23 protein-coding genes, 1 rRNA gene and 1 pseudogene are annotated in these 25,369 nt (G+C 28.8%); 23 read left to right on the plus strand and 2 right to left on the minus strand.

The window, feature by feature from the left end; all coding sequences use genetic code 11:
* The first annotated feature begins 86 nt into the window (after positions 1 to 86).
* Positions 87 to 203 (plus strand): 5S ribosomal RNA (gene rrf, locus TY07_RS08175).
* Positions 204 to 355: 152 nt separating this feature from the next.
* Here rrf and TY07_RS08180 read toward each other — a convergent pair.
* Positions 356 to 964 (minus strand): methyltransferase, encoded by a 609-nt coding sequence (locus tag TY07_RS08180; RefSeq protein ID WP_042397946.1) that lies wholly within the window; start codon positions 962 to 964, stop codon positions 356 to 358.
* Between the two features lie 298 nt (positions 965 to 1,262).
* Here TY07_RS08180 and TY07_RS08185 point away from each other — a divergent pair, with 298 nt between their 5' ends.
* The 21 genes and pseudogenes from TY07_RS08185 to TY07_RS08285 all read left to right on the plus strand — a co-directional run bounded on the left by TY07_RS08185 (position 1,263) and on the right by TY07_RS08285 (position 22,454).
* Entirely contained in the window at positions 1,263 to 2,354 is a 1,092-nt protein-coding gene (locus TY07_RS08185) for a ribose-phosphate pyrophosphokinase (protein WP_042397948.1), read from the plus strand.
* A gap of 75 nt (positions 2,355 to 2,429) precedes the next feature.
* Positions 2,430 to 2,615 (plus strand): hypothetical protein, encoded by a 186-nt coding sequence (locus tag TY07_RS08190; RefSeq protein ID WP_042397951.1) that lies wholly within the window; start codon positions 2,430 to 2,432, stop codon positions 2,613 to 2,615.
* Positions 2,616 to 2,638: 23 nt separating this feature from the next.
* The gene (locus tag TY07_RS08195; RefSeq protein ID WP_042397955.1) at positions 2,639 to 3,511 is read left to right on the plus strand and encodes a DUF6734 family protein; all 873 of its coding nucleotides are present in this window, start codon (positions 2,639 to 2,641) and stop codon (positions 3,509 to 3,511) included.
* A gap of 195 nt (positions 3,512 to 3,706) precedes the next feature.
* Positions 3,707 to 4,900: an acetate/propionate family kinase gene (locus tag TY07_RS08200; protein ID WP_042397959.1), complete on the plus strand. Its 1,194-nt coding sequence runs from the start codon at positions 3,707 to 3,709 to the stop codon at positions 4,898 to 4,900.
* 283 nt (positions 4,901 to 5,183) lie between these two features.
* Positions 5,184 to 5,756: a hypothetical protein gene (locus TY07_RS08205; RefSeq protein ID WP_042397961.1), complete on the plus strand. Its 573-nt coding sequence runs from the start codon at positions 5,184 to 5,186 to the stop codon at positions 5,754 to 5,756.
* 28 nt (positions 5,757 to 5,784) lie between these two features.
* Positions 5,785 to 7,026, plus strand: coding sequence for an NAD(P)-dependent oxidoreductase (locus tag TY07_RS08210; protein WP_042397965.1), 1,242 nt, complete (start codon positions 5,785 to 5,787; stop codon positions 7,024 to 7,026).
* Positions 7,027 to 7,166: 140 nt separating this feature from the next.
* Entirely contained in the window at positions 7,167 to 8,132 is a 966-nt protein-coding gene (locus tag TY07_RS08215) for a DNA methyltransferase (protein ID WP_042397968.1), read from the plus strand.
* A gap of 237 nt (positions 8,133 to 8,369) precedes the next feature.
* Positions 8,370 to 8,891, plus strand: a complete 522-nt coding sequence (infC, locus tag TY07_RS08220; protein WP_042397970.1) for a translation initiation factor IF-3 — start codon at positions 8,370 to 8,372, stop codon at positions 8,889 to 8,891.
* 20 nt (positions 8,892 to 8,911) lie between these two features.
* Positions 8,912 to 9,109, plus strand: a complete 198-nt coding sequence (rpmI, locus tag TY07_RS08225; RefSeq protein WP_042397974.1) for a 50S ribosomal protein L35 — start codon at positions 8,912 to 8,914, stop codon at positions 9,107 to 9,109.
* Positions 9,110 to 9,135: 26 nt separating this feature from the next.
* Positions 9,136 to 9,495, plus strand: a complete 360-nt coding sequence (rplT, locus tag TY07_RS08230) for a 50S ribosomal protein L20 (protein WP_042397977.1) — start codon at positions 9,136 to 9,138, stop codon at positions 9,493 to 9,495.
* A gap of 115 nt (positions 9,496 to 9,610) precedes the next feature.
* Complete coding sequence (locus TY07_RS08235; protein ID WP_042397980.1) at positions 9,611 to 10,300, plus strand: PHP domain-containing protein; 690 nt, start codon at positions 9,611 to 9,613, stop codon at positions 10,298 to 10,300.
* A 237-nt stretch (positions 10,301 to 10,537) separates the two neighbouring features.
* Positions 10,538 to 11,365, plus strand: a pseudogene (licT, locus tag TY07_RS08240) (BglG family transcription antiterminator LicT).
* 443 nt (positions 11,366 to 11,808) lie between these two features.
* Entirely contained in the window at positions 11,809 to 13,659 is a 1,851-nt protein-coding gene (locus TY07_RS08245; RefSeq protein ID WP_042397983.1) for a beta-glucoside-specific PTS transporter subunit IIABC, read from the plus strand.
* 162 nt (positions 13,660 to 13,821) lie between these two features.
* Positions 13,822 to 14,835 (plus strand): anaerobic sulfite reductase subunit AsrA, encoded by a 1,014-nt coding sequence (asrA, locus tag TY07_RS08250; RefSeq protein WP_042397986.1) that lies wholly within the window; start codon positions 13,822 to 13,824, stop codon positions 14,833 to 14,835.
* 3 nt (positions 14,836 to 14,838) lie between these two features.
* Positions 14,839 to 15,633 carry an anaerobic sulfite reductase subunit AsrB gene (gene asrB, locus TY07_RS08255; RefSeq protein ID WP_042397989.1) on the plus strand — a complete coding sequence of 265 codons (795 nt, stop codon included), beginning with the start codon at positions 14,839 to 14,841 and terminating at the stop codon, positions 15,631 to 15,633.
* Positions 15,634 to 15,645: 12 nt separating this feature from the next.
* Positions 15,646 to 16,629: a sulfite reductase subunit C gene (gene asrC / locus TY07_RS08260; RefSeq protein WP_042397991.1), complete on the plus strand. Its 984-nt coding sequence runs from the start codon at positions 15,646 to 15,648 to the stop codon at positions 16,627 to 16,629.
* A 101-nt stretch (positions 16,630 to 16,730) separates the two neighbouring features.
* A complete protein-coding gene (locus TY07_RS08265; RefSeq protein WP_042397995.1) occupies positions 16,731 to 18,809 on the plus strand; it encodes a molybdopterin oxidoreductase family protein in 2,079 nt (692 codons plus the stop codon).
* 9 nt (positions 18,810 to 18,818) lie between these two features.
* On the plus strand, positions 18,819 to 19,232 hold the full coding sequence (locus TY07_RS08270; RefSeq protein ID WP_042397998.1) for a 4Fe-4S dicluster domain-containing protein: 414 nt from the start codon (positions 18,819 to 18,821) through the stop codon (positions 19,230 to 19,232).
* Complete coding sequence (locus TY07_RS08275; protein ID WP_042398001.1) at positions 19,232 to 20,455, plus strand: NAD(P)/FAD-dependent oxidoreductase; 1,224 nt, start codon at positions 19,232 to 19,234, stop codon at positions 20,453 to 20,455. The genes TY07_RS08270 and TY07_RS08275 overlap by 1 nt, the downstream gene beginning before the upstream one ends.
* Before the next feature lie 156 nt (positions 20,456 to 20,611).
* The gene (locus TY07_RS08280) at positions 20,612 to 21,505 is read left to right on the plus strand and encodes a cation diffusion facilitator family transporter (protein WP_042398003.1); all 894 of its coding nucleotides are present in this window, start codon (positions 20,612 to 20,614) and stop codon (positions 21,503 to 21,505) included.
* 259 nt (positions 21,506 to 21,764) lie between these two features.
* Positions 21,765 to 22,454, plus strand: coding sequence for a pseudouridine synthase (locus TY07_RS08285; RefSeq protein ID WP_042398005.1), 690 nt, complete (start codon positions 21,765 to 21,767; stop codon positions 22,452 to 22,454).
* Positions 22,455 to 22,507: 53 nt separating this feature from the next.
* Here the strand turns inward: TY07_RS08285 and TY07_RS08290 are convergent, their stop codons facing one another.
* Positions 22,508 to 24,571 (minus strand): LTA synthase family protein, encoded by a 2,064-nt coding sequence (locus TY07_RS08290; protein ID WP_052330653.1) that lies wholly within the window; start codon positions 24,569 to 24,571, stop codon positions 22,508 to 22,510.
* Between the two features lie 247 nt (positions 24,572 to 24,818).
* On the opposite strand from TY07_RS08290, the gene TY07_RS08295 reads away from it, so the two are divergent.
* The gene (locus TY07_RS08295) at positions 24,819 to 25,319 is read left to right on the plus strand and encodes a DedA family protein (RefSeq protein WP_042398009.1); all 501 of its coding nucleotides are present in this window, start codon (positions 24,819 to 24,821) and stop codon (positions 25,317 to 25,319) included.
* The last annotated feature ends 50 nt before the right edge of the window (positions 25,320 to 25,369 follow it).

Raw genomic sequence — 25,369 nt, forward strand, 5'->3', positions numbered from 1 at the left:
AATAAAAATATGATTCATGTGCAATTTTGAGATAACAATATCTCTAAAAGGTTTTGACTAAATCGAAGATTTAGAAAAGCATAGCATCTGGTGATGATGGCGTAGAGGAAACACTCCTTCCCATTCCGAACAGGAAAGTTAAGCTCTACAGCGTCGATGGTACTGCACGGGGGACTGTGTGGAAGAGTAGAACGTTGCCAGGTAATTCAAGGTACTTAGTATAAAACTAAGTACCTTTTTGTTATATTAAATTATAGTTAATATTAAAAAAGATACTTAATTTAAATTAAGTACCTCTTATATAAAAATATAGTTAATCAATTGATTATATTTAGAAATAAGGATTTAATTATTTTTAACATATTAATTTATATATTAAGAATTTTTGCCTTTTATCAATAATACTTAAATTTGGAATATTAATTTCTTGGGATAATATAAAACCAGTATAATTTTCTAAGTAATATAGATACTCTTCAGAAGGATAATATAAAATTAAATCTATTTCTCTTGGAAAGCTTTCAACAGATAAAAGAATATTTTTAATTACTTTCATAAATAATTGAACAGAAAATGGGTTGAAAAAGTAAAACTTATTATCACTATTAGATATTTGATATTCTTCTGCAAATGTATTTATAAATTCAATTTTATCTCTAGATTTATTATGATGTTTAAGATAACTTTTTTTATTATTAATACAAATTTCAAAGTAATTATTGTTCATTTCGATACCTGTTACTTTTGAATTATAATAATAATTTATATAAAAAGGTAAGCGGCCTTTACCACAACCAAAATCAACAACAGAATCTTTATCATTAACACAATATTCTTTAAATAATGTTTCTAAGGCTAGATAGGAAGTAGCCTCATATCGATTATAATGATGGGATTCATAAAATCCTTGTTGCTCTCCAGTAGTTTTAATATTAAATAATTTTTCATAGTACAAATCTTCCATAAGGTGTCCTTCCTTTTAATAAAAAATATAGAGCGTTTCCGTAAATATAATAAAGTACAAATATTATAAAATATTTGTAATAAATACGTATAGAAATACTAAATTCAATTAATTATAATAAATATAAAAGAAAAAGTCCAAAAAAAGAGAATAATTTAATATAAGTGTTTATTAATGTTCGTTATTAGTATATACTATTAATGATTGGAATTTTATAAATATTTGATGGAAGACATATCAAATTATGTATATTATTAAATTTGAATCTTTGAAATAAAAATGTAAAGGGGAAAGTTTGATGACAGAATTAAGACATGAATTAGGATTAATTGCACTAGAAAGTTGCAAAGAACTTGGAAAAGCTGTTGATAAATTTATTCAAGAAAAGAGAAATACTAGTGAGTCATTCCTAATACCAATCAATGAGATAAGATTTTCTAACGGAGAAGGAAAAGTAAAGATTTCAGAAAGTGTTAGAGGAAAGGATATATATATATTATGTGATATTGGCAATTACAGTTGTACATATAAAATGTTTGGATTTATTAACCATAAAGGTCCAGATGAACATTTCCAAGACATAAAAAGAACAGTTTCTGCAATAAGAGGTAAGGCTGCAAAGATTACAGTAATAATGCCACTTTTATATGAATCAAGACAACATAGACGCAAGGGAAGAGAGTCTCTAGACTGTGCTTTAGCGCTTCAAGAATTAGAAAGATTAGGAGTACATGAAGTATTAACATTTGATGTACATGATCCTAACGTACAAAATGCAATTCCACTTTTATCTTTTGAAAACTTTTATCCAACATACGATATAGTTAAATCACTTATTAAAAATGAAGAAACTTTAGAACTGAATAAAGACAAGCTTATAGTTATAAGTCCAGATACAGGTGCAATGGATAGAGCAATTTATTATTCAAGTGTTTTAGGTGTAGATGTAGGTTTATTCTATAAGAGAAGAGATCATTCAACAATAGTAAACGGTAAGAATCCTATTGTTCAACATGAGTATATGGGAAGAGATGTTGAAGGAAAAGATGTATTAATAGTAGATGATATGATAGCATCTGGAGAATCTGTTCTTGATATAGCTATGGAATTAAAAGAAAGAAAAGCAAGAAATGTTTATGTAGCTACTACATTTGCTTTCTTTACAGAAGGACTAGAAAAGTTTAATAGATTCTATGAAGATGGAATTATTTCAAGAGTTTATTCAACTAATTTAACATATATTTCTGATGAATTAAAGTCTGCAAAATGGTATAAGCCTGTTGATATGTCAGAATTAGTAGCAAAAATAATTAATAAGTTGAATTATGATAAATCTATTGCTTCTTATATGGACGCAACAAGAGTTATACGTGACTTATTAGAAGAATAAAAGTATAATATATTATAGCACTTGTGAATTTGTAGAAGTTTGCGGTGCTATAATATTTTTTTGAGAGGAGAATATATGGGGAAAAAAAATATTGATGATTTAAAGCAAGAAGATAGGCTTAAAAAAAATACTATCCCAAATAATAATATTAATAATGTTACTTTAATTAATAGAGTGATATTTGGTACTACAAGTAAAATTGATATTTCTTCTAATTTAGTTAGCTCAGGGGTTGGAGGATATGGATTAAATATTATATAAATATTTTTAAAGGTGGAGAGATAATGATAAAGGCATTTCATTCTAATTGGACTACCCCTTTCTTTAAAATGAATCCAAATAAAGAATATTATATAGAAGATTTTGAAATTTTAACTACTATAATATCAGCATTAAAGTGGAGAGAAAAGAATGGTAGTATAAAGATGGTTACAGATGAAATTGGTGCTAATTATTATAGAAGGTTAGGCATTGATAGTATATGGGACTTAGGAATTGATATATCATTAGAAGGAATAAACAATAATATTGATAGCAATTTATTTTGGGCAGCAGGGAAAATATATGCATTAAAAAATCAAGAAGCTCCTTGTGTAATGATTGATACTGATTTTATTGTGTGGAATAAAGTTGAGGACTTACTATTAAAATCGGAGATAAGTGTAATTCATAAGGAAGAAATTAATCCATGTGTTTATCCTAGTAAAGAACACTTTATTATGAAAAAAGGTTATTTATTTGATAAGAAGTGGAGTTGGACTGTATTACCAAGCAATACGGCATTTGTTTATATTGGTGATAATAAATTTAAAGAATATTATACAACTGAATCAATTAAATTTATGGAAAATTTATTGGATAGTGATGATAGAATAGTTAATATGGTCTTTGCAGAACAAAGGTTAATATCTATGTGTGCAGAAAGAAAAAATATAAAAATTAATGAAATAATGGCTTTAGAAAATTTATTTAGTGAAAATCAAAAACTTTTTACACATACATGGGGATATAAAAAAGAAATGAAGAGTGACTTTAATAAACGACGAGACTTCTGTATAAGATGTATTAATAGAATTCTTAGCGACTATCCACAGTATAAGTATATGTTAATGAATATTAAGTCTTTAGAAATTTATTTTAACGAAATCAATAAATAGAAATTAATTGTAATATAATTTGAAAAATTGCATAAAAATATAAATGAGGGATATATTTATGATTTAAAGTATATGCCTTTTTTTTAATATAAAAAGTTTTCAGATAAAAAAGAATAATTAAACTTTTAGGTTATTTAGGATTTTTAGTGGTATTATATTTATATACAGAAGCAATATAAAAGGAGCGTGGGAATAATGAAAACATTAGTAATTAATTGCGGTAGTTCATCTTTAAAATATCAATTAATAGATATGGCGACAGAAGATTGCATGGTTCAAGGATTAGTAGAAAGAATAGGGATTGAAGGATCTATATTAACTCAAAAAGTTGAGGGAAAAGATAAATATGTAATAAATTCAGATATTAAAGATCATAAAGAAGCAATAAGACTAGTTTTAGAAGCTTTAGTTGATCCAGTTCATGGTGTTATTAAATCTATGGATGAAATATCAGCAGTAGGACATAGAGTTGTTCATGGAGGAGAAAAGTATTCTGATTCAGTACTAATTAATGATGAAGTATTACAATCAATAAAGGATTGCATAGTATTAGCACCTTTACATAATCCACCAAATGTAATTGGAATAGAAGCTTGTAAAGAGTTAATGCCAAATACACCAATGGTAGCAGTATTTGATACAGCATTCCATCAAACAATGCCAAAGCACGCATATATTTGTCCTTTACCATATGAATTATATGAAAAGTATGGTGTAAGAAAATATGGATTCCATGGAACATCACATAAATATGTTTCTAATAAGGTTGCAGAAGCAATGGGTAAGGATATTAAGGACTTAAAAATAATTACTTGTCACTTAGGAAATGGATGTTCTTTAGCAGCTGTTAAAAATGGAAAATCTATTGATACATCTATGGGCTTTACACCACTTGCTGGAGTAATGATGGGAACAAGATCAGGAAGTATCGATCCTTCTGTTATCAGTTTCTTAATTGAACAACATGGATATACTATTGAAGAAATTGATGAATTATTAAATAAAAAATCAGGAGTTTTAGGTATTTCAGGAGTATCTTCTGATTTTAGAGATGTTTTAGCAGCAGGGGAAGCTGGAAATGAAAGAGCAAAACTTGCTTTAGAAATATTCTACTATAAAGTTAGAACTCAAATAGCAGCATATGCTGGTGCTATGGGAGGAGTAGATGTAATAGTATTTACAGCAGGTATAGGAGAAAACTCTTCTATTACTAGAAGAGAGATATTAAGAGGATTAGAATTCTTTGGATTTACAATTAATGATGAGAAAAATGAACTTAGAGGTCATATCCAAGAAATATCTAATGAAGATTCTAAAGTTAAGGTATATGTAGTACCAACTAACGAAGAGTTAATGATTGCAAGAGATACAGCAAAACTAGTTAAATAATATATTATGGTGTGCTATAAAAATTATTAAATAATTTTTAGCACACTATTTTTATAATAGAAAATAAAGTTTATTTTTATAATAATAAATATGATATAATAATTTTTATCTAAGAGCTAGTTGGTGTAACACTCTCAAGTTTTTATATGGGAGATAACAGCAGACACGCCACTAGACTAGGTGCCCTTGGGGTATAACAAATATAACCTTAAGATGGAGTTAAAACTTAATCTTAAGTTAAGAATTTAGTTTATTATAGAGATGAAAAGAAAAGGAGTCTATTATGGGAAATAAAATAACATTAACATATGAAAATGGAGAATTTAATGTAGCTTTAAATGAAAATGTTGTCTATACAGATAAAGAAATGGAAGGAGCATTACTTAAATTTAATGCAGTAGTAAAAAATAATGCTATTGAACAAAGTAATTCTTGGTGTGATATCGAAGATTCTATTAAAGCTTTCAATATATCTAATATAGAAGTAAATTCACAATTTAAAACTATATCTTATGGAAAAATGAAATATTTTTATAATACTGATAAAGTTTTTTATATTGAAAACAGCAGTATGATATCTTTAGGTGGAGGTTTTTCATTATTTAATTTTGTAATTGATAAAATTAATTCTGGAGAATTAGAAAATGAAGAAAGCTTCTTAGAATTATGTAAAATAGCAATGGTTAATAAGGGGATTTTTAGTGCACATGAAGATAAAATTATGATATCAAGTCCTAAGTTTAGTTATGGAACTGTTGAGTATAACTTTGCAACTAAGAAAATTAATAAGGGTACTAGTAGTGAAAAAGGAAGCTTTGAAGAATTTAAAGCTTATGTTTTAGATATACTTAAATAATTATAATATTATATAAAGTAAAGGATAAATGCAAATGATGAAAGAATTATTATTAGAAGCAGATAGATGTTTATTATGTAAAAATGCAAGATGTAAGGCAAACTGTCCTATTAATACTGAGATACCTGAAGTAGTTAAGCTATTTAAGGAAGGAAAACTAGATGAAGCTGGAGCGATGTTATTTGAAAATAACCCATTATCAGCAGTATGTGCGGTAGTTTGTCCTCATGAAGATCAATGTAAGGGAAATTGTATTAGAGGAATAAAAGGTGAGCCGGTAAGTTTCTGTGAAATCGAAGAACTAATATCTAATGAATATTTAAAAAAGATAAAATTAGAAAAGACGGCAGAGAGAAATGAGAGAATAGCAATTATAGGTGCTGGTCCAGCTGGGATTACATTATCTATTATTTTAGCTAAAAAAGGCTTTAAGGTTACTTTATTTGATGCTCATGAAAAAATTGGCGGAGTATTGAGATATGGTATTCCAGAATATAGATTACCTAACTCAGTTATGGATAGGTATGAAGAAATTCTTCTAGCATTAGGAGTAAAAATTAGACCTAATACTTTAATAGGTCCTGTAATTACTTTAGATAAATTATTCTTTGATGGATATAAGGCTGTATTTATTGGAACAGGAGTATGGAATCCTAAGACTTTAGACATTAAAGGAGAATCTTTAGGAAATGTTCATTATGCAATAGATTATTTAAAATCACCGGATGTTTACAATTTGGGTAAAAAGGTTGCAGTAATTGGAGCAGGAAATGTTGCTATGGATGCAGCAAGAGTTGCTAAAAGAAGTGGAGCAGAAGAGGTATATATACTTTATAGAAAAGGCTTTGAAAATATGCCTTGTACTAAGGTTGAATTACAAGAAGCTAAAGATGACGATATTAAGTTTGAGTTATTTAAAGCACCAATTGAATTAACTGAAGACGGTGTTAAATACATAGAAACAAAAAATGAAGTCAAAGAAGATGGAAAAGTTGTAACAGTTACTATAGATGGAACTGAAGGAATGTTTGAGTGTGATTCTGTAATAATTGCAGTAAGTCAATCACCTAGAAAAAATATAGTAGCTAATACAACAGGAATTGAAACTAACAAATGGGGATTAGTACTTACTGATGACAAAGGGCATACAACAAGAGAAGGTGTATTTGCATCAGGTGATGTTGTAACAGGTGCTAACACTGTAGTTCATGCAGCTGCTTATGCAAAGGTAGTTGCAGAATCTATTGAAGAGTATTGTAAAAAAGACTAGAGAGGCTAAGAGTTAAGAGTTAGGGATGAAACTCCTTAGGAGTTTCTAAAATATCCTATAAATTCAGTCTAAGCTGAATTTATTCCTTAACTAAAAACTAATAACTCAAAACTCTTAACTAAAAAAAGAGGGGTGTTTAAATGAATAATGCAATGGTAAAAAGTGAGTGTGAAAACATCCCAGAGCAATATTTTTATTTTATAAATTGTTCTGATATGGAAAAAGACTTATGTGATATGGAAATGAAAAGTATTTTTGGTAAAGTTCCCAAAGATAAAATTTTATTTTCAAACAAAGACTTTGATCCATCAAGAAGTCCATTTATAAAATTTAAAATTAATATTAGATATGTGGAAGATTCAGTTGAAGAAATTATTAATAAAATCAGAGATGAAGAAATTAAATATGATGATTTTAAAGTAAATTATATGAAGAGCGAAGATGGCGATGTTAGCTATGAAGAACGTCTTAAAGCAATTAGAGGAATAGGATTTGTTGTAACAGGCCTTCCAGATATGCACAATCCCAAGGTAGAGCTTGCAGTTACAAAATTTAAAGATAAGTGGATATTTGGAGAACTTATAAAAAATGATTTTAAGTGGCAAAAACACAATGATAAACCATATTCATATTCAAATGCGATTCCATTAAGAATGGCAAGAGCATTAGTTAATATTGCTACTTGTGATGATAGAAGTTTAAATATAATAGATCCATGCTGTGGTGTTGGAACTGTTGTCATAGAGGCTTTAGATTTAGGGTTTGATGTAAGAGGATATGAAATTAGTAAATCTATTGCTTGCAATGCGAGGAATAATATCGAGTATTTAGGGTATAATAGAGAAATAATAACTAGTGGAGATATGCATGATATAAAAGAAAAATATGATGTTGCCATAGTTGATATTCCTTATGGATTATATTCACCTATTACTGTACAAGAACAAGTGGATATAATCAATACTTCAAGAAGGATAGCTCGTAGACTAGTTATAATTACTTTTGAAGATATGGATAATATAATAATTTCAGCTGGTTTTAGAATACTTGATAAGTGCTATATGACAAAGGGAAATATGAAAAGAGAAATTAGCATATGTGAATAGAATCTAAATTTTTCTAGAATAACCATTAACAAAAAAATTGACAATGAGTTATTCTAATGATATAATAAATTTCGTCAAGAAGAAACTGCCGTTTCTCGCCTTACGGCATAGCTTAGTAAGGTAATGAGTTTATTGGATTTTCATCTAGAAGTATGTCTAGATTTTCTAAATAATACGAGGGCGGCATTATATGTCGCCCTTTTATTTATATATTTTTCTTGATAGATTTTATCGGAGGTGAATGTTATCAGTAAAAACTTTACTTGTAATGAAAGTATTAGAGAAAAGGAAATTAGAGTAATTGATTCAGAAGGTAATCAATTAGGAGTAATTTCCACAAAAGAAGCTTTACAAATGGCTGAGGAGAAAGATTTAGATTTAGTAATGATATCTCCAACAGCAGTGCCACCAGTATGTAAGATAATGGATTTAGGCAAATACATTTACGAGCAATCTAAAAAGGAAAAAGAAGCTAAGAAAAAGCAAAAGGTAACTGTCATTAAAGAAATCAGATGTAGTTTAACTATTGAAGAAAATGACATAGCTATCAAAGCTAAAAATGCTAGAAAGTTCTTATTAGACGGGGATAAAGTTAAAGTCACTGTTAGATTCAAAGGTAGAGAAGCAACATTAGGTCACCTAGGATTAAAAATCTTAGAAAACTTTGTTTCAAAACTTGAAGATGTTTGTACTGTTGAAAAGGCAGCAAAACAAGAGGGAAGAAACATGACAATGGTATTAGCCCCTAAAAAAGCATAACCAGAGAGGAGAATATAATCATGCCAAAAATGAAAACGCACAGAGGTGCAGCTAAAAGATTTAAGAAGACTGGTACTGGAAAGATAAAAAGAGCAAAAGCTTTCAAGAGCCATATCTTAACAAAGAAGAGCGCTAAGAGAAAGAGAAACTTAAGAAAAGCTGCTTATGTTTCAACTACTCAAGAAAAAGCAATGAAGAAATTATTACCATACCTATAATATAGAGGACTTAGGAGGAATACAAAATGGCAAGAGTTAAGAGAGCGGTAAATTCTCGTAAAAATCATAAAAAAGTATTAAAGCTTGCAAAAGGTTACTACGGTGGGAAGAGCAGATTATTCAAGACTGCTAACGAATCTGTAATAAGAGCTTTAAGAAATGCATACGTTGGAAGAAGATTAAAGAAGAGAGATTTCAGAAGATTATGGATAGCAAGAATTAATGCTGCTACAAGAATGAATGGTCTTTCATATTCAAGATTCATGAACGGAATCAAATTAGCTGGAATCGACATGAACAGAAAGATGTTATCTGAAATAGCTATAAACGATCCAAAAGCATTTGCAAACTTAGTAGAAACTGCAAAAGCTCAATTAAACAAATAATTATAAATATAATTTGTTTACATAAGGCAATCCGAAAGGATTGCCTTTTTTATTTTAGTGTGCATAAAATGAAAAATAACATATAATAAAAAGTAAATAATTATTAGGAAGAAATATGTATACAAAAGGTGATTTTCATATACATTCAACTTGTTCTGATGGAGGCTTAACACCAAGTGAGATAGTTAAACTTGCAAAAAGAAAAGAAGTTGATATTATTTCAATTACAGATCATAATAATACAGATGGAATAGATGAAGCCATAGAAGAAGGTAAAAGCCAGGCAATAAGAGTAATACCAGGCGTAGAATTATCGACTCGATATAATAAGTGTAGAGTTCATGTTTTAGGTTATTTTAAAGATGATAGCTATAATAATGAATTACTTAAAATTGTTCTTTTAAAGGTTAGGCAAGGAAATATAAAAGAGTTAAGAAAAATATTTTATAATAATATAGATTTTTGTGGATACAAGGATAAGCTATGTGTTAAAACTGGAGTTGATATATTAAAATTCTTTGGAGCTACAGTTGTTTTAGCACATCCTGTACTATTATGCAAAAAGGATTTTGAAAATATAATTAATATTGATTTTGATGGAATAGAAGCAAAGTACTATAAAAACACTGAAGAAGATACTAAGTATTTAATTAATATAGCTAAGGAAAGAAATATGATATATACTGCAGGATCAGATTTTCATGATTATATTGAATATTATAGAGTTCATGGAATGATTGGTGATGTATATTTAAATCAAGAAGAAATACGTGAGTTTTTAAATAAGTTATCAATAGATGAATGAGATTAATAAGAACTTTTTTCTTTGAGAAAAGACGTATTGGGATTGAATTGACAAAATAATAGATAAATGGTATATATTATATATAAACGTTTACTGGATATTATTGCGATCGTTACTGAATAGCAGGCGAAACCTTATCTAAGAAACGATATATATCTATATCGTTTTTATTAGAGAGGTTTTTTTTATTGAAAAATTTCTTCTTAAGTAATACTAATAATTTAATGGGGTGGTTAGATGGTAATTAAACAAATATTTAATAACAATGTTGTATTAGCTAAGAATTCATCAAAAGATGAATTAGTAGCAATGGGATGTGGAATAGCATTCAAGAAAAAAGTAGGAGATAAAATAAATGAAAATTCTATAGAAAAAACATTTATTCTTAAACAAAAAGATGCATCAGAAAAATTTAAGCTCTTATTAGAAGATATTCCCGCGGAGCATGTATCAATATGTTATGATATAATTGAATATGCTAAAAATATGTTAGATATAGAGTTAAATGATTATATATATGTTACACTAACCGATCATATAAGTTATGCACTAAAATTAAATAAAGATGGTATAAAGCGTTCTAATGTTTTAATGTGGGAAATTAAAAAGTTTTATCCTAAAGAATTTAAGATAGGATTAAGGTCATTAGATTTAATAGAAGAGGAAACTGGATAAAGGTTAGATGATGATGAGGCTGGAAGTATTGCCTTACATTTAATTAATGCTCAGATAAACAAGAGTAGCACTTGTGCTGGTGATGCAGCAAAATTAACACAAATGGTTCAAGATATTTTAAATATAGTAAAGTACACATATAATATTCAATTAGATGAAGATTCATTGAATTATGAAAGATTTGTTACACACTTAAGGTTTTTCTTTAAGAGACTTAATAATAAAAATGTTCTTGAAGAAGAGGATGATTTTTTATTAGAGCAAGTGAAAGATAAATATAAGAAAGCTTATGAATGTATGTTAAAGGTAGAAAAGTATTTAGGTCAGAAGTTATCGCAATCAGAAAAACTTTATTTAACATTGCATATTCAAAGGGTTACAGCAAGGTAGGAGAATAATTAATAGCAGCAAAAGAATATAGAATACTAATAAATATAGATATTTAAATTCTTTTGTTGTTTTTATAAAAAAAATAATAAAATTTTATTGACAATGTTTACAAGATAGTTTATTATAAATATATAAGTTAAATGTTTACAAGAAAATATGAGATCGTTACTGACTCGATCAGGCGAAACCTTAATTAATGAAGATGAGATATTATTGCTTTATCTATCTTGATTAGTTGAGGTTTTTATATTTTAAAACTAAATTAAGAAAATACTAATTTATAAGATTAAATATAATTTAGTAGGGATTGTTACTGTTAAATCAGGCGAAACCAGAATTTATGGAATAAATATAATTATTTATATTATTTCATAAGTATTGGTTTCGCTTTTTTTTTATAAATATAAATAAAATTTAAATATATAATAAAGGGGAGAATGGTTATGAAGTATGAAAAATTAGCTAAAGATATTATTAAGAACGTTGGCGGTAAAGAAAACGTTAACAGCTTAACTCATTGTGTTACGAGATTACGTTTTAAACTTAAAGATGAAAGTAAGGCAAATACAGAAGTATTGAAGAAGATGGATGGGGTAGTTACTGTAGTTAAAAGTGGTGGACAATATCAAGTAGTTATAGGAAACCATGTTCCAGATGTTTACGCAGATGTAGTAGCAGTAGGAGGATTTTCTGAAGCTTCAGATGGAGATGCAAATGAAAAAGTTGGACCACTGGCTGCATTAATAGACATAATTTCTGGAGTCTTCCAACCTATATTGGCTGTATTGTGTGCAACAGGTATGATAAAAGGGTTAACAGCTATATTATCAGCGGCAAATTTAGTTGATAGTACTGGATCAACATATATGATATTAAATGCAATTGGGGATTGCTTATTCTATTTCTTTCCGATCTTTTTAGGATTTACAGCAGCTAAAAAATTCAAGTTAAGTCAATTTACAGGTATGGCAATTGGAGCAGCTCTAGTTTATCCAGATATAGTAGGGCTAGCAGGACAAACGGTTGGATTTTTTGGAATTCCAGTAGTTATGCCTAGCAGTGGATACACTTCAACAGTTATTCCTATAATACTAGCTGTATTCATAGCATCAAAATTAGAAAAAATATTTAAAAAGATTATACCAGATGTAGTTAAAACTTTCTTAGTTCCATTTTGTACACTATTAATTATAGTTCCTGTAACATTTATGGCAATTGGTCCAGTTGCAACATATGCGGCTAATATTTTAGGTGACGTAACAATGGCAATTTATAATTTCAGTCCAGTAGTAGCAGGTGTATTTATTGGAGGGTTATGGCAAGTATTTGTAATGTTTGGATTACATTGGGGGTTAGTTCCAATAGCATTTAATAGTTTAGCAACGGTTGGATATGATACAGTATTAGCAACTTCAGTAGCTGTATGCTTTGCTCAAACAGGTGTTGTTTTGGCTATATTAGTAAAAACTAAAAATAAAAAATTAAGATCAATTTGTATTCCAGCAGCTATTTCAGGAATGTTTGGTGTAACTGAACCGGCTATTTATGGTGTTACATTACCAAGAAAAAAACCTTTCATTCTAAGCTGTATTGGTGGAGCAGTAACAGGAGGAATTATTGGATTATTTGGTTGTAGAGGTTACATGGTAGGAGGAATGGGTATATTCGCACTTCCTAGTTATATTGGACCAGATGGAATAGATAGTAGATTTTTAGGTATGGTTTTAGCTATGGCTGTAGGTGTTGTAGTAGGTTTCTTATTAATGTTATTTGCTAAATTACCAGAAGAAGATATGAAAGATGAAACAGTTGTAGAAAAAAACAAAGAAGTTTTAGTTAATAAAGAAGTATTAGTTAGCCCATTAAAAGGTGATATTGTATCTTTATCAGAAGTTAAAGATGCAGCATTTGCGTCAGGTGCTTTAGGAAAGGGAATTGCAATTGTTCCAACAGAAGGAAAAGTTCTTTCTCCAGCTGACGGTACATTAACAACATTATTTCCAACATCTCATGCATTAGGAATTACTACAAATAGTGGAGCTGAAATATTGATACATGTTGGTATGGATACAGTTCAATTAGAAGGAAAGCATTTTATTCCTAAAGTTAAACAAGGTGAGAAAGTTAAAAAGGGTCAAGTATTATTAGAGTTTGATATAAATGCTATAAAGTCTGAAGGATATTCAGTGGTAACTCCAGTAATAGTTACAAATTCAGATAGTTACTTAGATATAGTTGAAACAGATAAGAAAAGAGCAAATTATAGTGAAGATATTTTAACAGTAGTAGTATAAAAAAAGATTTCTATTAGTAGAGAGATGTAAAAACATCTCTCTATTTTTTATAGAATTTATTAAGCCTTAGAAAATTTTAAACTTAAATGTGCAATTAAAATTATGAATATATAAGAATAATTTTACAAAAGATAAACTTATGACAAAAGTGAGGTGGAACTAATGAAAATTAAAATGACTGTTGAAGAATTTGACAATATAATAAGCAACTTTAAAGATAAATATAAAGTTATTGCTCCAGTATCTATACCATACGCAGGTCAATATTCAGATACAGATGTAATTAGATATGAAGAAATCAAAAGTATTAATGAAGTTGAATTTGACCGTAAATCACATTTTACTGCTAAAGAAGTAGTTATGCCAGTTACAGAAACATTATTTTATTACAATGAAGATGAATATAAAATTCCATCAATAGATGAGCGAGAAATGCTAGTTTTTATGCGTTCTTGCGATATTCATGGATTACATCGTATAGATAATGTTTACTTAAACAATGGTAAAGAACCTGATTATTATTATAAGAGGCTTAGGGATAAAGTTAAGATAGTATTAATTGGATGCGCAGAAAGCTTTAGAAATTGCTTTTGTGTAAGTTTTGGTACTAATAAGACTGATGATTATTCACTAGCAATTAAGGTTGATAAGGGTGATGTTTATATAGATGTTAAGGATGATGAGTTTAAAGATATTTTTGTAGGAACAGAAACAGACTTTAATATTGAATTTGTATCCTCTAATGAAGTAAAAGTAACATTGCCAGAAGAATTAAATCCTTTAGAGGTAGCAGAAGCAGAGCTTTGGAGAGAATATGATTATAGATGTATAGCATGTGGGAGGTGTAATCTTTCTTGTCCAACATGTTCCTGCTATACGATGCAAGATGTAGTGAGTCAGGATAATGCAAGATGTGGTGAAAGAAGGAGAGTTGGAGCATCATGTCAAATACCAGGATTTTCTTTAATGGCTGGAGGACATGATGTTAGAGTAAGAAATGGAGATAGAATGAGATATAGAACGATGCATAAAATGTACGATTATGGTGAAAGATTTGGACCACAAATGTGTATAGGATGTGGAAGATGTGATGATGTATGTCCTCAATATATATCAATATCAACTGCTATGAATAAAGTAACTCAATTTGTTAAAAGTAAGCAAAGGGAGGATTAGAAGATGGTAAATGAGTATATTCCTTATAAAGTGAAAATTTTAGATATTATAAAGCATACTCCAAAAGAATGGACCTTTAGAGTAAATAGAAAATGTGATGAAATAAATCCAGGACAATTTTTTGAAATTTCAATGCCTAAATATGGGGAATCACCAATATCAGTATCAGGATTTAGTGATGAATATTTAGATTTTACAATTAGAGAAGTTGGTAAGGTTACAGAAGAGATATTTAAGTTAAATATAGGAGACAGTATACAATTAAGAGGACCATATGGGAATGGTTTTGAAATTAAAAATTATAAGGATAAAGAAATAATAATAGTTTCAGGGGGAAGTGGATTAGCTCCAGTTAGAGGGATTTTGGAATATTTTTATGAAAATATAGATGAATGTAAAAGTGTAACATTAGTTTGTGGATTTAGATCTCCTGAAGATGTTTTATTTAAAGAAGATATACAAAAATGGAAGTCAAAATTTAATGTTATATTAACAGTTGATAAAGCTGAAGAGAATTATGATGGCGATGTAGGCCTTGTAACTAAATATATACCAGAGCTTAAAATAAAGGATAAAGAAAGTGTTTCAGCAGTAATTGTAGGACCTCCAATGATGATGAAATTTACAATAGCAGAATTCCAAAAGATAGGTATAGAGGATTATAATATTTGGGTTTCATATGAAAGAAAAATGTGTTGTGGATTAGGAAAATGTGGCCATTGTAGAATGGATACTACTTATATATGTACAGATGGACCAGTATTTAATTATGCTTTTGGAAAGACATTATATGATTAGGAGGGATAGGCTATGGCACTTATACATGATTTAAATACAAGAAAGACCATGAAAAATGCATTTAGAATAACTAAAAATAAATATATGACAGCAGTAAGAATCAGAATTCCAGGAGGATCAATTCGTACAGATACATTAAAATTAGTTGCTGATTTAGCTGATAAATATGGAGATGGAAGGGTTCATGTTACAACAAGACAGGGATTTGAAGTATTAGGAATTCCAATGGAGCGTATGGATGAAGTAAATGAAGCACTTCAACCTATTATTGATAATATGGGTACTAATCAAAAGCATAAGGGATCAGGATATCCTTCTGCAGGTACAAGAAATATAACTTCTTGTATTGGAAATAATATTTGTCCTAAGGCTCAGTATAATACAACAGAATTAGCAAGAAAAATTGAAGATATGGTTTATCCCGATGACTTACATGTAAAAATTGCAGCAACAGGATGTCCTAATGATTGTATAAAAGCTAGAATGCATGATATAGGAATAATAGGAATGTGTTTGCCAGTTTATGATTCATATAGGTGTATATCTTGTGGGGCCTGTGTAAAGAAATGTAAACAAGTATCAACTACAGCATTAAGTGCAAAGAATTATAAAGTTGTAAGAGATCCAAGTAAGTGTATTGGTTGTGGAGAATGTGTTTTAGCATGTCCTAACAACGCATGGACCAGAAGTCCTAAAAAGTATTATAGAATTGTTATTATGGGTAGAACTGGGAAAACAAATCCAAGAATTGCAGAAGATTTTATAAAATGGGCTGATGAAGATACTGTTTTAAAAGTTATAGATAATACTTATAAATTTGTTAGGGAATATATAAGTCCAGATGCACCTTATGGAAAAGAGCATATTGGGTATATTGTTGACAGAGTTGGATATAAGGAATATAAGAAATGGGCTCTAGATGGAGTTAACTTACCAGAAATAGCTGAAGTTAGTGAAAATGTAAATTGGGCAGGAGTGCATTATATGAGGAAATAAAATAATATCAAAAACAAAATTATTAATTATTGTTTAGTTAATTAATGGCTTAATGATATGTAAATATTTTATTATTTATACTTAAGTAAGGAGTGTTTTAAATGGAAGTAATAAGATCAACTTGTAACTATTGCTCTATAGCATGCAATCTAGATTTTCATGTAGAAGATGATGAAATAAAAAAAGTTGTCCCTACAAAAGATTATCCGGTAAATGAAGGTTTTTGCTGTACAAAGGGGTTAAACTTAGATAAGCAAAATACAAAAGTTCACAATCCTGTATTACCTCTAATGAGAGGTGAAGATGGACTTATGAAACAAATTTCATGGGATGAAGCATTTAAACTTTTTGCAGATAGAGTTTTAGATATTCAAAGTAAATATGGAAAAGAAAGCTTTGCATTTATAAGTACAGGACAATTAGCAACAGAAGAAATGGCCCTAATTGGACATATAGGAAGAAACTTTTTAGGTGGAAATGGAGATGGTAATACTAGACTTTGTATGGCAACATCAGTAGTAGCATATAAACAAAGTTTTGGTTTTGATGCACCACCATACACATTAAAAGATTTAGAAGAATCAGATGTAATTATATTAATAGGGTCCAATCCAGTAGTATGTCATCCAATTCTTTGGAGTAGAGTAAGAAAGAATAAACGTAATGCTAAACTTATTGCAGTTGATCCAAGAAGATCAGAAACAGTAACAAATTGTGATATTTGGTATGATATAAAACCTAAGAGTGATTTAACATTTTTATACACTTTAGCAAATATATTAATAGAAAAAGATTGGATTGATAAAGAGTACATAGAAAAGTATACTGAGGATTTTGAAGGCTTTAAAGAACAGGTAAAAGATTTTACTTTAGATAAGGTAGAAGACCAAACAGGAATATCTAGTGCGAGGATGTTAGAGCTTGCAAAAATAATTCATGAAGGTGAAAGAGTATCACTTTGGTGGACTATGGGAATAAATCAAGGATATCAAGCAGTAAGAAATGCTCAAGCAATAATAAATATCGCATTAATGACAGGAAATATAGGTAGAGTAGGAACAGGGGCTAATTCAATTACAGGGCAATGTAATGCAATGGGATCAAGATTATTTAGCAATACAACAGGATTTTATGGCGGTGGAGAGTATAGCGATCCAGCAAGAAGAAAGCGTATAGCAGAAGTGTTAGATATGGATGAAGAAATGCTACCTACAAAGCCAACTTTACCTTATAACGTAATTATAGATAAAATAAATTCGGGAGAAATAAGGGCTTTATGGGTTGTTGCAACTAATCCATTAAGTTCATGGATTAATAATTTAGAGTTTAAAAAAGCTGCTGAAAAGATAGACTTTTTGGTAGTAGAAGATATTTATGCTGATACTGAAACAGCTCATTACTGTGATTTATTATTACCTTCAGCAAATGGATTAAAAAAAGAAGGCGTAATAATAAATACAGAAAGAAGATTATCAAAATTAAACCCAGTACTTAAAAAGAAGGATAATGAATTAACAGATTATGATATTATGCTTGGAGTAGGGAAGGCTTTAGGAATGGGTAAACTTCTAGATAAATGGAAAACTCCTAGAGAGGCTTTTGAGTTAATGAAAGAGTGTTCAAAAGGAATGCCATGTGATATTACTGGTGTAGATTATGATTCTTTAAAGGATTCTAGAGGAGTACAATGGCCTTGTAGAAAAGGTGAAGAAATTAAAGAAGATGAAAGAAGATTATTTGAAGATAATAAATATTTTACACCTAGTAAAAAGGCAAAGTTTATGTATGAAGATGTAGCGCAAGTACCAATAGAACCAAGCGAAGAATATCCTTATTTATTTAATACTGGAAGAGGAACAGTAGGCCAATGGCATACACAAACAAGAACACGTGAAATAAATGATGTAAGTGCAATTGTGCCTCATAGAGGTTACGTAAATATTAATAATGAATTAGCAGAAGAATTAAATATTAAGGAAAATGATATAGTTAGAATATCTTCTCCAAATGGAATAAGTAATGATTTCCTTGTTAAGCTATCAAGAACTGTTAAGAAAAATCAAATTTATGCACCTATGCACTATATAGAAGCCAATTCACTTTTGCCTTCAATATTTGACACATATTCAAAAGAACCTAACTTTAAATATGTACCTGTAAAAATAGAAAAGATTGGCTAGGTGAGAGATATGAAGAGAATAAAAATAGATAGAAAAAAATGTATAGGATGTTTAACATGCACTACTGCTTGTAAAGTTGCACATGGTGGTGATACAAGAGGTAGAATTACTATCAATAGTGAGGGAAGATATGCTCCAATATATTGTAGGCATTGTTCTAAGCCGGAGTGTGTTTATACTTGTATGACTGGTGCAATGAGAAGGGATGATGAAACAGGATTAGTTTTATATGATAAATCAAGATGTGCTAGTTGTTTTATGTGTATAATGGCATGTCCTTATGGAGTATTAAAGATGGATAGTGCAACAGATAAGGAAGTAATGAAATGTGATATGTGTAGGTCAACAGAGGAAAATTATCCACAATGTGTAGCAAGATGTCCAATGGCAGCTTTAACATTAGAGGAGGTAGAAGAGGATTAATGGCATATGTAGTAGTAGGAGCTTCAGCAGCAGGAATTAATGGTGCTAGAACTTTAAGAGAATATAATAAAGATGCAGAAATTATTTTAATTTCAAAAGATGAACATGTTTATTCTAGATGTATTTTACATCATTATTTAGATGGAAGAAGAACCGTAGAAGATTTAGATTTTACTCCAAGAGAATTTTTTGATAAATACAATATAAAATGGATTAAAGGAAAAGAAGTAACTAAAATAAAGCCTGAAGAGCATAGTGTGACTTTAGATGATGGGCAAGAAATTAAGTATGAAAAAATATTATTAGCAACAGGGGCATATTCATTTATACCACCAATAGAAAATTTAAGGGAAGCTAATAATGTTGTAGGACTTAGAGATTTAGAAGATGCTCTTAAAATAAAAGAAGTTGCAAATAAAGTTAAGAATGTTGTTGTTTTAGGTGGAGGATTAGTTGGTATAGATGCTTTAGCTGGAATAATTGATTATGATATAAACTTATCACTTGTTGAAATGGGAGATAGAATACTTCCACTTCAATTAGATAAATATGCAGCAAATAGATATGAAAGACTTCTTGAAGATAGGGGAGTAAATTTAAAATTTGGTGTAAAAGCTGAAAAATTAATAGTAGATGATAATAAAAATCCAGTAGCATTAAGGCTTAATACAGGAGAAGAGATACCATGTGAGCTTGTAATAGCTTGTACTGGTGTTAGATCAAATGTTAAATTTTTAGAGGGAACTTCAGTAACCTGCGATAAGTTTGGAGTAATAATAAATGAAAAGGGAGAAACTGATGCAAAAGATGTATATGCAGCTGGGGATATAAGTGGAAGAAATCCTATTTGGCCAACAGCTGTTAAGGAAGGCATTATAGCTGCAAGTAATATGAGTGGAAAAGTTGCATTTATGAATGATTTCTTTGGAAGTAAAAATACTATGAGTTTTTTAGGACTTCCAACTATGTCCCTTGGAGTTGTAAATAAGCCAGATGATAGTTATGAAGAAGTTATAGATAAAAATGGAGATGATTATAAAAAGATAATTTATAAAGATGGATGTATTTATGGGGCAATAATTCAAGGTGATTTATCATATGCAGGAGTTTTAACTCAATTGATTAAGGAAAATATTAATGTATCAAAGGTTAAAAAACCATTATTTGATATAGATTATTCAGATTTCTTTAATATAAAAGAAAATTTAGAGTTTGTATATTAAAAATAGTGCAAGGAGTAATTAATTACTCCTTGTAATTTTTTGATATCAATGAAGCTGTTTAATTATCAATTGATAATAATTAACAAAGAGAAAATGTGTACACTTATGGATGTAAAACATATAATAATTCTATCAAATGATAATGGAGTGATAACAATGAAGAATAGATATGATGAATCGAATAAGGTAACAATATTATCGATTTTACTTAATATAGGATTAACAATAATGAAGATAGTAGCTGGATTTATTGGAAATTCATCTGCAATAATTGCAGATGGGCTACATTCAGCTTCTGATATTATAACTTCAATTGGTATTCTTATAGGTAACAAAATTTCTAGAAAACCAAGGGATGAAGAACATCAATATGGTCATGAGAAAGCTGAAAGTTTAGTATCATTTATTTTAGCAGCGGTACTTATAATTGTGGCCTTAGAAATAGGATATAATGGAGCTATTGAATTGTTTAATATTAATACAATTGAACTGCCTAGTGTTTTACCACTTATAGTAGCTTTAATTTCAATAGGTGTTAAGGAGTATCAATATCAAATTACTATAAGAGTAGCAAATAAGATTAACTCTTCTTCGTTAAAGGCTGATGCATGGCATCATAGATCGGATGCATTATCTTCTATAGCTGCGTTTATTGGGATAGGAGGTGCAATGCTAGGGTTTAAGGTATTAGATCCAATTGCATCTATTATAGTTGCTATAGTTGTTGTTAAGGTTGGTATAGATATTTTGAAATCAGCATGTGCAGAATTAATGGATAGTTCGATTAATAAAAGGGATATAGTTAAGATTGAAGATATAATAAGTACTGATGATAAAATCTATGGAATTAAGGATTTTAAATCAAGAAAATATGGGTCAGTTGCTTATATTGATATGAGTATTTTTATTGATAAATCTAAAAGTTTAGAAGAAGCACATGAAATTGCTGATAATTTAGAGAAAAATATAATAGCTAATTTGAGTTATATAAAAGAAATTAATATTCATGCAGAACCTTATAATAGGGAAAAGGCAATGGACAATAGATAATAAGAATAGGTAAAGGCTAAAAAAGATAAAATAGTGTTTTATCTGTATATTTTAACTTTTACCTATTTATTATATTGTGTGGCGAAAGCCACTTTTTTTATAGATATTAGGATAAATAATATTGTGAATGTGTAATTATTATGTATATAAGATTATAGTTACTATCTTTTATTTTACTTGTCATTTTATTTAAGCATAGGTATTATTTATAATAGTGTTATAAGTCGTAAGATAAATTTAGGAAGGATTAGATTAATTAATGAGAATAAATAAACTTTTCAGTAATTTGGGTATTTGCTCTAGAAGAGAAACTAATAGATTAATTGAAGAAAAAAGAGTTGTAGTTAATGGTGTTTTATGTGAGCCTGGGCAATGGGTAGAAGAGGAAGATGAAATATTTTTAGATGGACAAAAAGTTAAGTCTAAGGATAAGGTTTATATAGTATTAAATAAGCCAGTAGGGGTAACTTGTACAGCTGCTGAAGAAGTTAAAGATAATATAATTAGCTATATGAATTATGATCAATATATATTTCCTGTTGGAAGATTGGATAAGGAATCTCAAGGATTAATAATAATGACTAATGATGGTGTACTTGCAAATAAAATATTAGAGTCAGATAATTTACATGAAAAAGAGTATGTAGTTACGGTTGATAAGGATTTTGATAATGATTTTATCAGAAAAATGGCAGATGGAGTTGACATAGGAGATGTAATTACTAGGCCATGTAAAGTTGAAAAAATAAATAATAATACTTTTAAAATAATTTTAACTCAAGGCTTAAATAAGCAAATAAGAAGAATGACTAAAGCTTTTGGATATACGGTAATTAAGCTTGAGAGAATAAGAATAATGAATATTAAATTAGATGATATTGAGTATGGAACATGGAGAAATATAACTGAAGAAGAATTAAAGGTATTAAAAGAGGAATCTGGTTTATAATAAAAATAAAATAGGGATGTATCAAAATATTTTGATACATCCCTAAAATTATATTATTGAACTTCAATTACATCTCCATCATCAACTGTATAAGTAAAAGTATTTGTAGAACCTAATTTTCCACCACCACTAGTACGTTGAGTTACAACGATTGATGAATCAGGTTCTAAGGTAATATTTTGTGCCATTAATGTGTTTTCATCAACAAAAACAGTTTTTGTATATTGCTCATTGATATAAATTTTACTGTATTTATTGAAGTTTTCACCTTTTACTATTAAGTTACCATCTTCTTCATAAACATTAGTTATAGTAATATCATAAGTACCCATCTTTAAATCTGTAGCTATAAATGGATTTTCACCACCGTAAATATATTTTTCACCATATAGCATATCATATTGTAATAATTTTAAATCAGATAGGTAATCTTCTGAATCTTTAAATTGGTTGTGGAATTTAGTTAAAACACCACTATCAATATTTAAGCTGTCTAATACTGAAGCTGTTAATTGGTAAGCTGTTAAATCTTCATCTTCTCTTTCAAGATCAAAGTTACTCCATACAACATATTCAGTTTGGAATATAGAACCATTATCTAAATCTTCATCTTTAAATCCAAGAGTAGGTAAATGATCCCCAAATAATACTAATACAGTATCTTCATCTCTTTGAGAAAGAGCTTCTGTTAATTGACCTATAAATTGGTCTACTTCGTAAAGTTGATTTATATAGTAAGTAAATGCATTAGTAGTTCCTTCATCAGGTAAACCACCAACTGTAATTATTGGATTTTCTAATACTTGCTCTTTAGGATAATCACCATGGGCTTGTACAGAAATTGTATAAACGAAATCTGAACCATCTGTAGAGTCAAGCGATTTTAATATTTCATCAGTTAAATAAAAGTCTTTTGCCCAATCCTTTGAAGTAAATTCTTCAACTTCCATATATTCTAGTGAAGTAAAAGTATCAAATCCTAATTGTGAAAATACAAAATTTCTATTATAGAATGTACCTTTATTATTATGAATAGCATGAGTTGAATAACCTAAATCTTTTAAGTCATAATTTATACTTTCAGCAGTACTTTCTTGAAGAATAGTTTTATAAGGATATTCACCAGGTCCAAAGAACTTTAGGCTCATTCCAGTAAGAACTTCAAATTCAGTATTTGCTGTACCAGCACCAACAGATGGAACTGTTACGTATCCAGATGGATAGTTTTCCATAAGACTTCTAAAGTTAGGAACTGGATCTTGAGAAAATTCTAAAAAATTCACTAGTGTTGGATCAAAGAATGATTCTAATTGCACCATAACTATATTAGGTTTTTTCTCAGTTTCATCTTGATTTAATCCACCTTCAGTACTAGCTAATAAAATATCATCATTATTAGTTTCAGTTGTAGTAGCAACATTAGTTGTATCTTTAGTAGTAATTAAATCCGAAATAGCTGCCATTTTTTCTTCTGAGTAATCATTAGGTTTATCAATACCTGTGTTAAATAAAGTATTTGCAAAACAATAAGGAAAACCATAATCTAAATATGCAAATGCAATATTACCAAAATAAGAAGATATAACATTTGTAGTTATTGCAAGCTTAGTTGATCCAAATAAAATTGTCCATGCTGCAGCAACAATTAAAATATTTCTTTTATAATTAATTTTTTCTTTAAATTTTGGTCCTTTGAAAAATAAAATTACAATTCCTATTACTAATACTATTAAGAAAACACTAATTAAGCTTGTCATGAAAGGAGATAAGTATTTAGAAATAATACCTAGTCCAAATTCTGCAAGAGTTAAGTCAGTTGCTGTAAATGGTGTAACTCTATTACTTAATATAATACCATTTGTCACACCAAAACCAATCCAAATAGTTGTAATTAATGTGAAGAAGAAAGTTCTTCTCTTAAATAATAGTACTATTGATAAAGTTGATAAAATAATTAATGAATTATATAAAAATACTAATGGAGAACCAAAGATATATCCAAAAGTATCTAGTAGGTTTCTTCTACTACAAAGCTCAATAATAAAGTTAATAATTAATGGAGCAAATAAAAATTTCAAAAATGAGCGTTTCGACTGCTCGGTAAAAGAAAGTTTCATATAAAAATCCCCCTATGATTGTTTTAAAGTTAAATATTTGTAAAAAAAAGTTAATTCACTATTAAATCATAGATTATTATACAACTAATATATAAATATTCCAACAACGTGAAATCGATAACATAAAATAATTAAGAAAAAATTTATAATTACAGTTCAAAATAAAATATTCTAAGTATATATGGTAGAAAGTTAACATATTAATATAATAATTATTTAAAAACTCCAATAAAGAGGAGAGTATGTAATGGGGACTAGCATTGTATTAGAGTATTTTTCTAAATATGGACTTATTTTTTTATTTATAGTTATTTTTTTAGAACATCTAAATTGTCCAGGTGTTCCTGCTACAGTAGTTATGCCTACAATAGGAGCTTTTGTAGCAGAAACAAAAAATAGTTTATTTCTAGTAATTTTAATATCTATAGCTGCTGCTGTGTTTGGAAGTATAGCTTTTTATATCATAGGTTATTACATAGGAACTCCGATTCTAGAATGGTTTAATAAAAAAGCACCTAAAACCGAAAAATATACTAAAGAGATATTAAGCTATTCTAAAAAGTATGGTAATAAAGCGGTTTTTATTTGTAGATTAATACCGGTAATAAGAACATTAATATCATTAGTATCAGGAGTTGTTCGAACAGATTTTTGGGGGTTTGTATTATACTCATCACTCGGAATTAGCATATGGAATACCGTTTTGATATCCTTTGGATATTTTGGAGTAAAATTAATAATACACTGATTTAGTTAAGAGTTAATAGTTAATAGTTAATAGTTAAGAGTTAAGGTAGA

This window comes from Clostridium saudiense, assembly GCF_000577815.1.
GTDB classification, from domain to species: Bacteria; Bacillota; Clostridia; order Clostridiales; family Clostridiaceae; genus Clostridium; species Clostridium saudiense.

Coding starts and splice junctions, on each gene's coding strand:
- TY07_RS08180 (WP_042397946.1), bottom strand. CDS start 964: ATGGAAGATTTGTACTATGAAAAATTATTTAATATTAAAACTACTGGA.
- TY07_RS08185 (WP_042397948.1), top strand. CDS start 1,263: ATGACAGAATTAAGACATGAATTAGGATTAATTGCACTAGAAAGTTGC.
- TY07_RS08190 (WP_042397951.1), top strand. CDS start 2,430: ATGGGGAAAAAAAATATTGATGATTTAAAGCAAGAAGATAGGCTTAAA.
- TY07_RS08195 (WP_042397955.1), top strand. CDS start 2,639: ATGATAAAGGCATTTCATTCTAATTGGACTACCCCTTTCTTTAAAATG.
- TY07_RS08200 (WP_042397959.1), top strand. CDS start 3,707: ATGAAAACATTAGTAATTAATTGCGGTAGTTCATCTTTAAAATATCAA.
- TY07_RS08205 (WP_042397961.1), top strand. CDS start 5,184: ATGGGAAATAAAATAACATTAACATATGAAAATGGAGAATTTAATGTA.
- TY07_RS08210 (WP_042397965.1), top strand. CDS start 5,785: ATGCAAATGATGAAAGAATTATTATTAGAAGCAGATAGATGTTTATTA.
- TY07_RS08215 (WP_042397968.1), top strand. CDS start 7,167: ATGAATAATGCAATGGTAAAAAGTGAGTGTGAAAACATCCCAGAGCAA.
- rpmI (WP_042397974.1), top strand. CDS start 8,912: ATGCCAAAAATGAAAACGCACAGAGGTGCAGCTAAAAGATTTAAGAAG.
- rplT (WP_042397977.1), top strand. CDS start 9,136: ATGGCAAGAGTTAAGAGAGCGGTAAATTCTCGTAAAAATCATAAAAAA.
- TY07_RS08235 (WP_042397980.1), top strand. CDS start 9,611: ATGTATACAAAAGGTGATTTTCATATACATTCAACTTGTTCTGATGGA.
- TY07_RS08245 (WP_042397983.1), top strand. CDS start 11,809: ATGAAGTATGAAAAATTAGCTAAAGATATTATTAAGAACGTTGGCGGT.
- asrA (WP_042397986.1), top strand. CDS start 13,822: ATGAAAATTAAAATGACTGTTGAAGAATTTGACAATATAATAAGCAAC.
- asrB (WP_042397989.1), top strand. CDS start 14,839: ATGGTAAATGAGTATATTCCTTATAAAGTGAAAATTTTAGATATTATA.
- asrC (WP_042397991.1), top strand. CDS start 15,646: ATGGCACTTATACATGATTTAAATACAAGAAAGACCATGAAAAATGCA.
- TY07_RS08265 (WP_042397995.1), top strand. CDS start 16,731: ATGGAAGTAATAAGATCAACTTGTAACTATTGCTCTATAGCATGCAAT.
- TY07_RS08270 (WP_042397998.1), top strand. CDS start 18,819: ATGAAGAGAATAAAAATAGATAGAAAAAAATGTATAGGATGTTTAACA.
- TY07_RS08275 (WP_042398001.1), top strand. CDS start 19,232: ATGGCATATGTAGTAGTAGGAGCTTCAGCAGCAGGAATTAATGGTGCT.
- TY07_RS08280 (WP_042398003.1), top strand. CDS start 20,612: ATGAAGAATAGATATGATGAATCGAATAAGGTAACAATATTATCGATT.
- TY07_RS08285 (WP_042398005.1), top strand. CDS start 21,765: ATGAGAATAAATAAACTTTTCAGTAATTTGGGTATTTGCTCTAGAAGA.
- TY07_RS08290 (WP_052330653.1), bottom strand. CDS start 24,571: ATGAAACTTTCTTTTACCGAGCAGTCGAAACGCTCATTTTTGAAATTT.
- TY07_RS08295 (WP_042398009.1), top strand. CDS start 24,819: ATGGGGACTAGCATTGTATTAGAGTATTTTTCTAAATATGGACTTATT.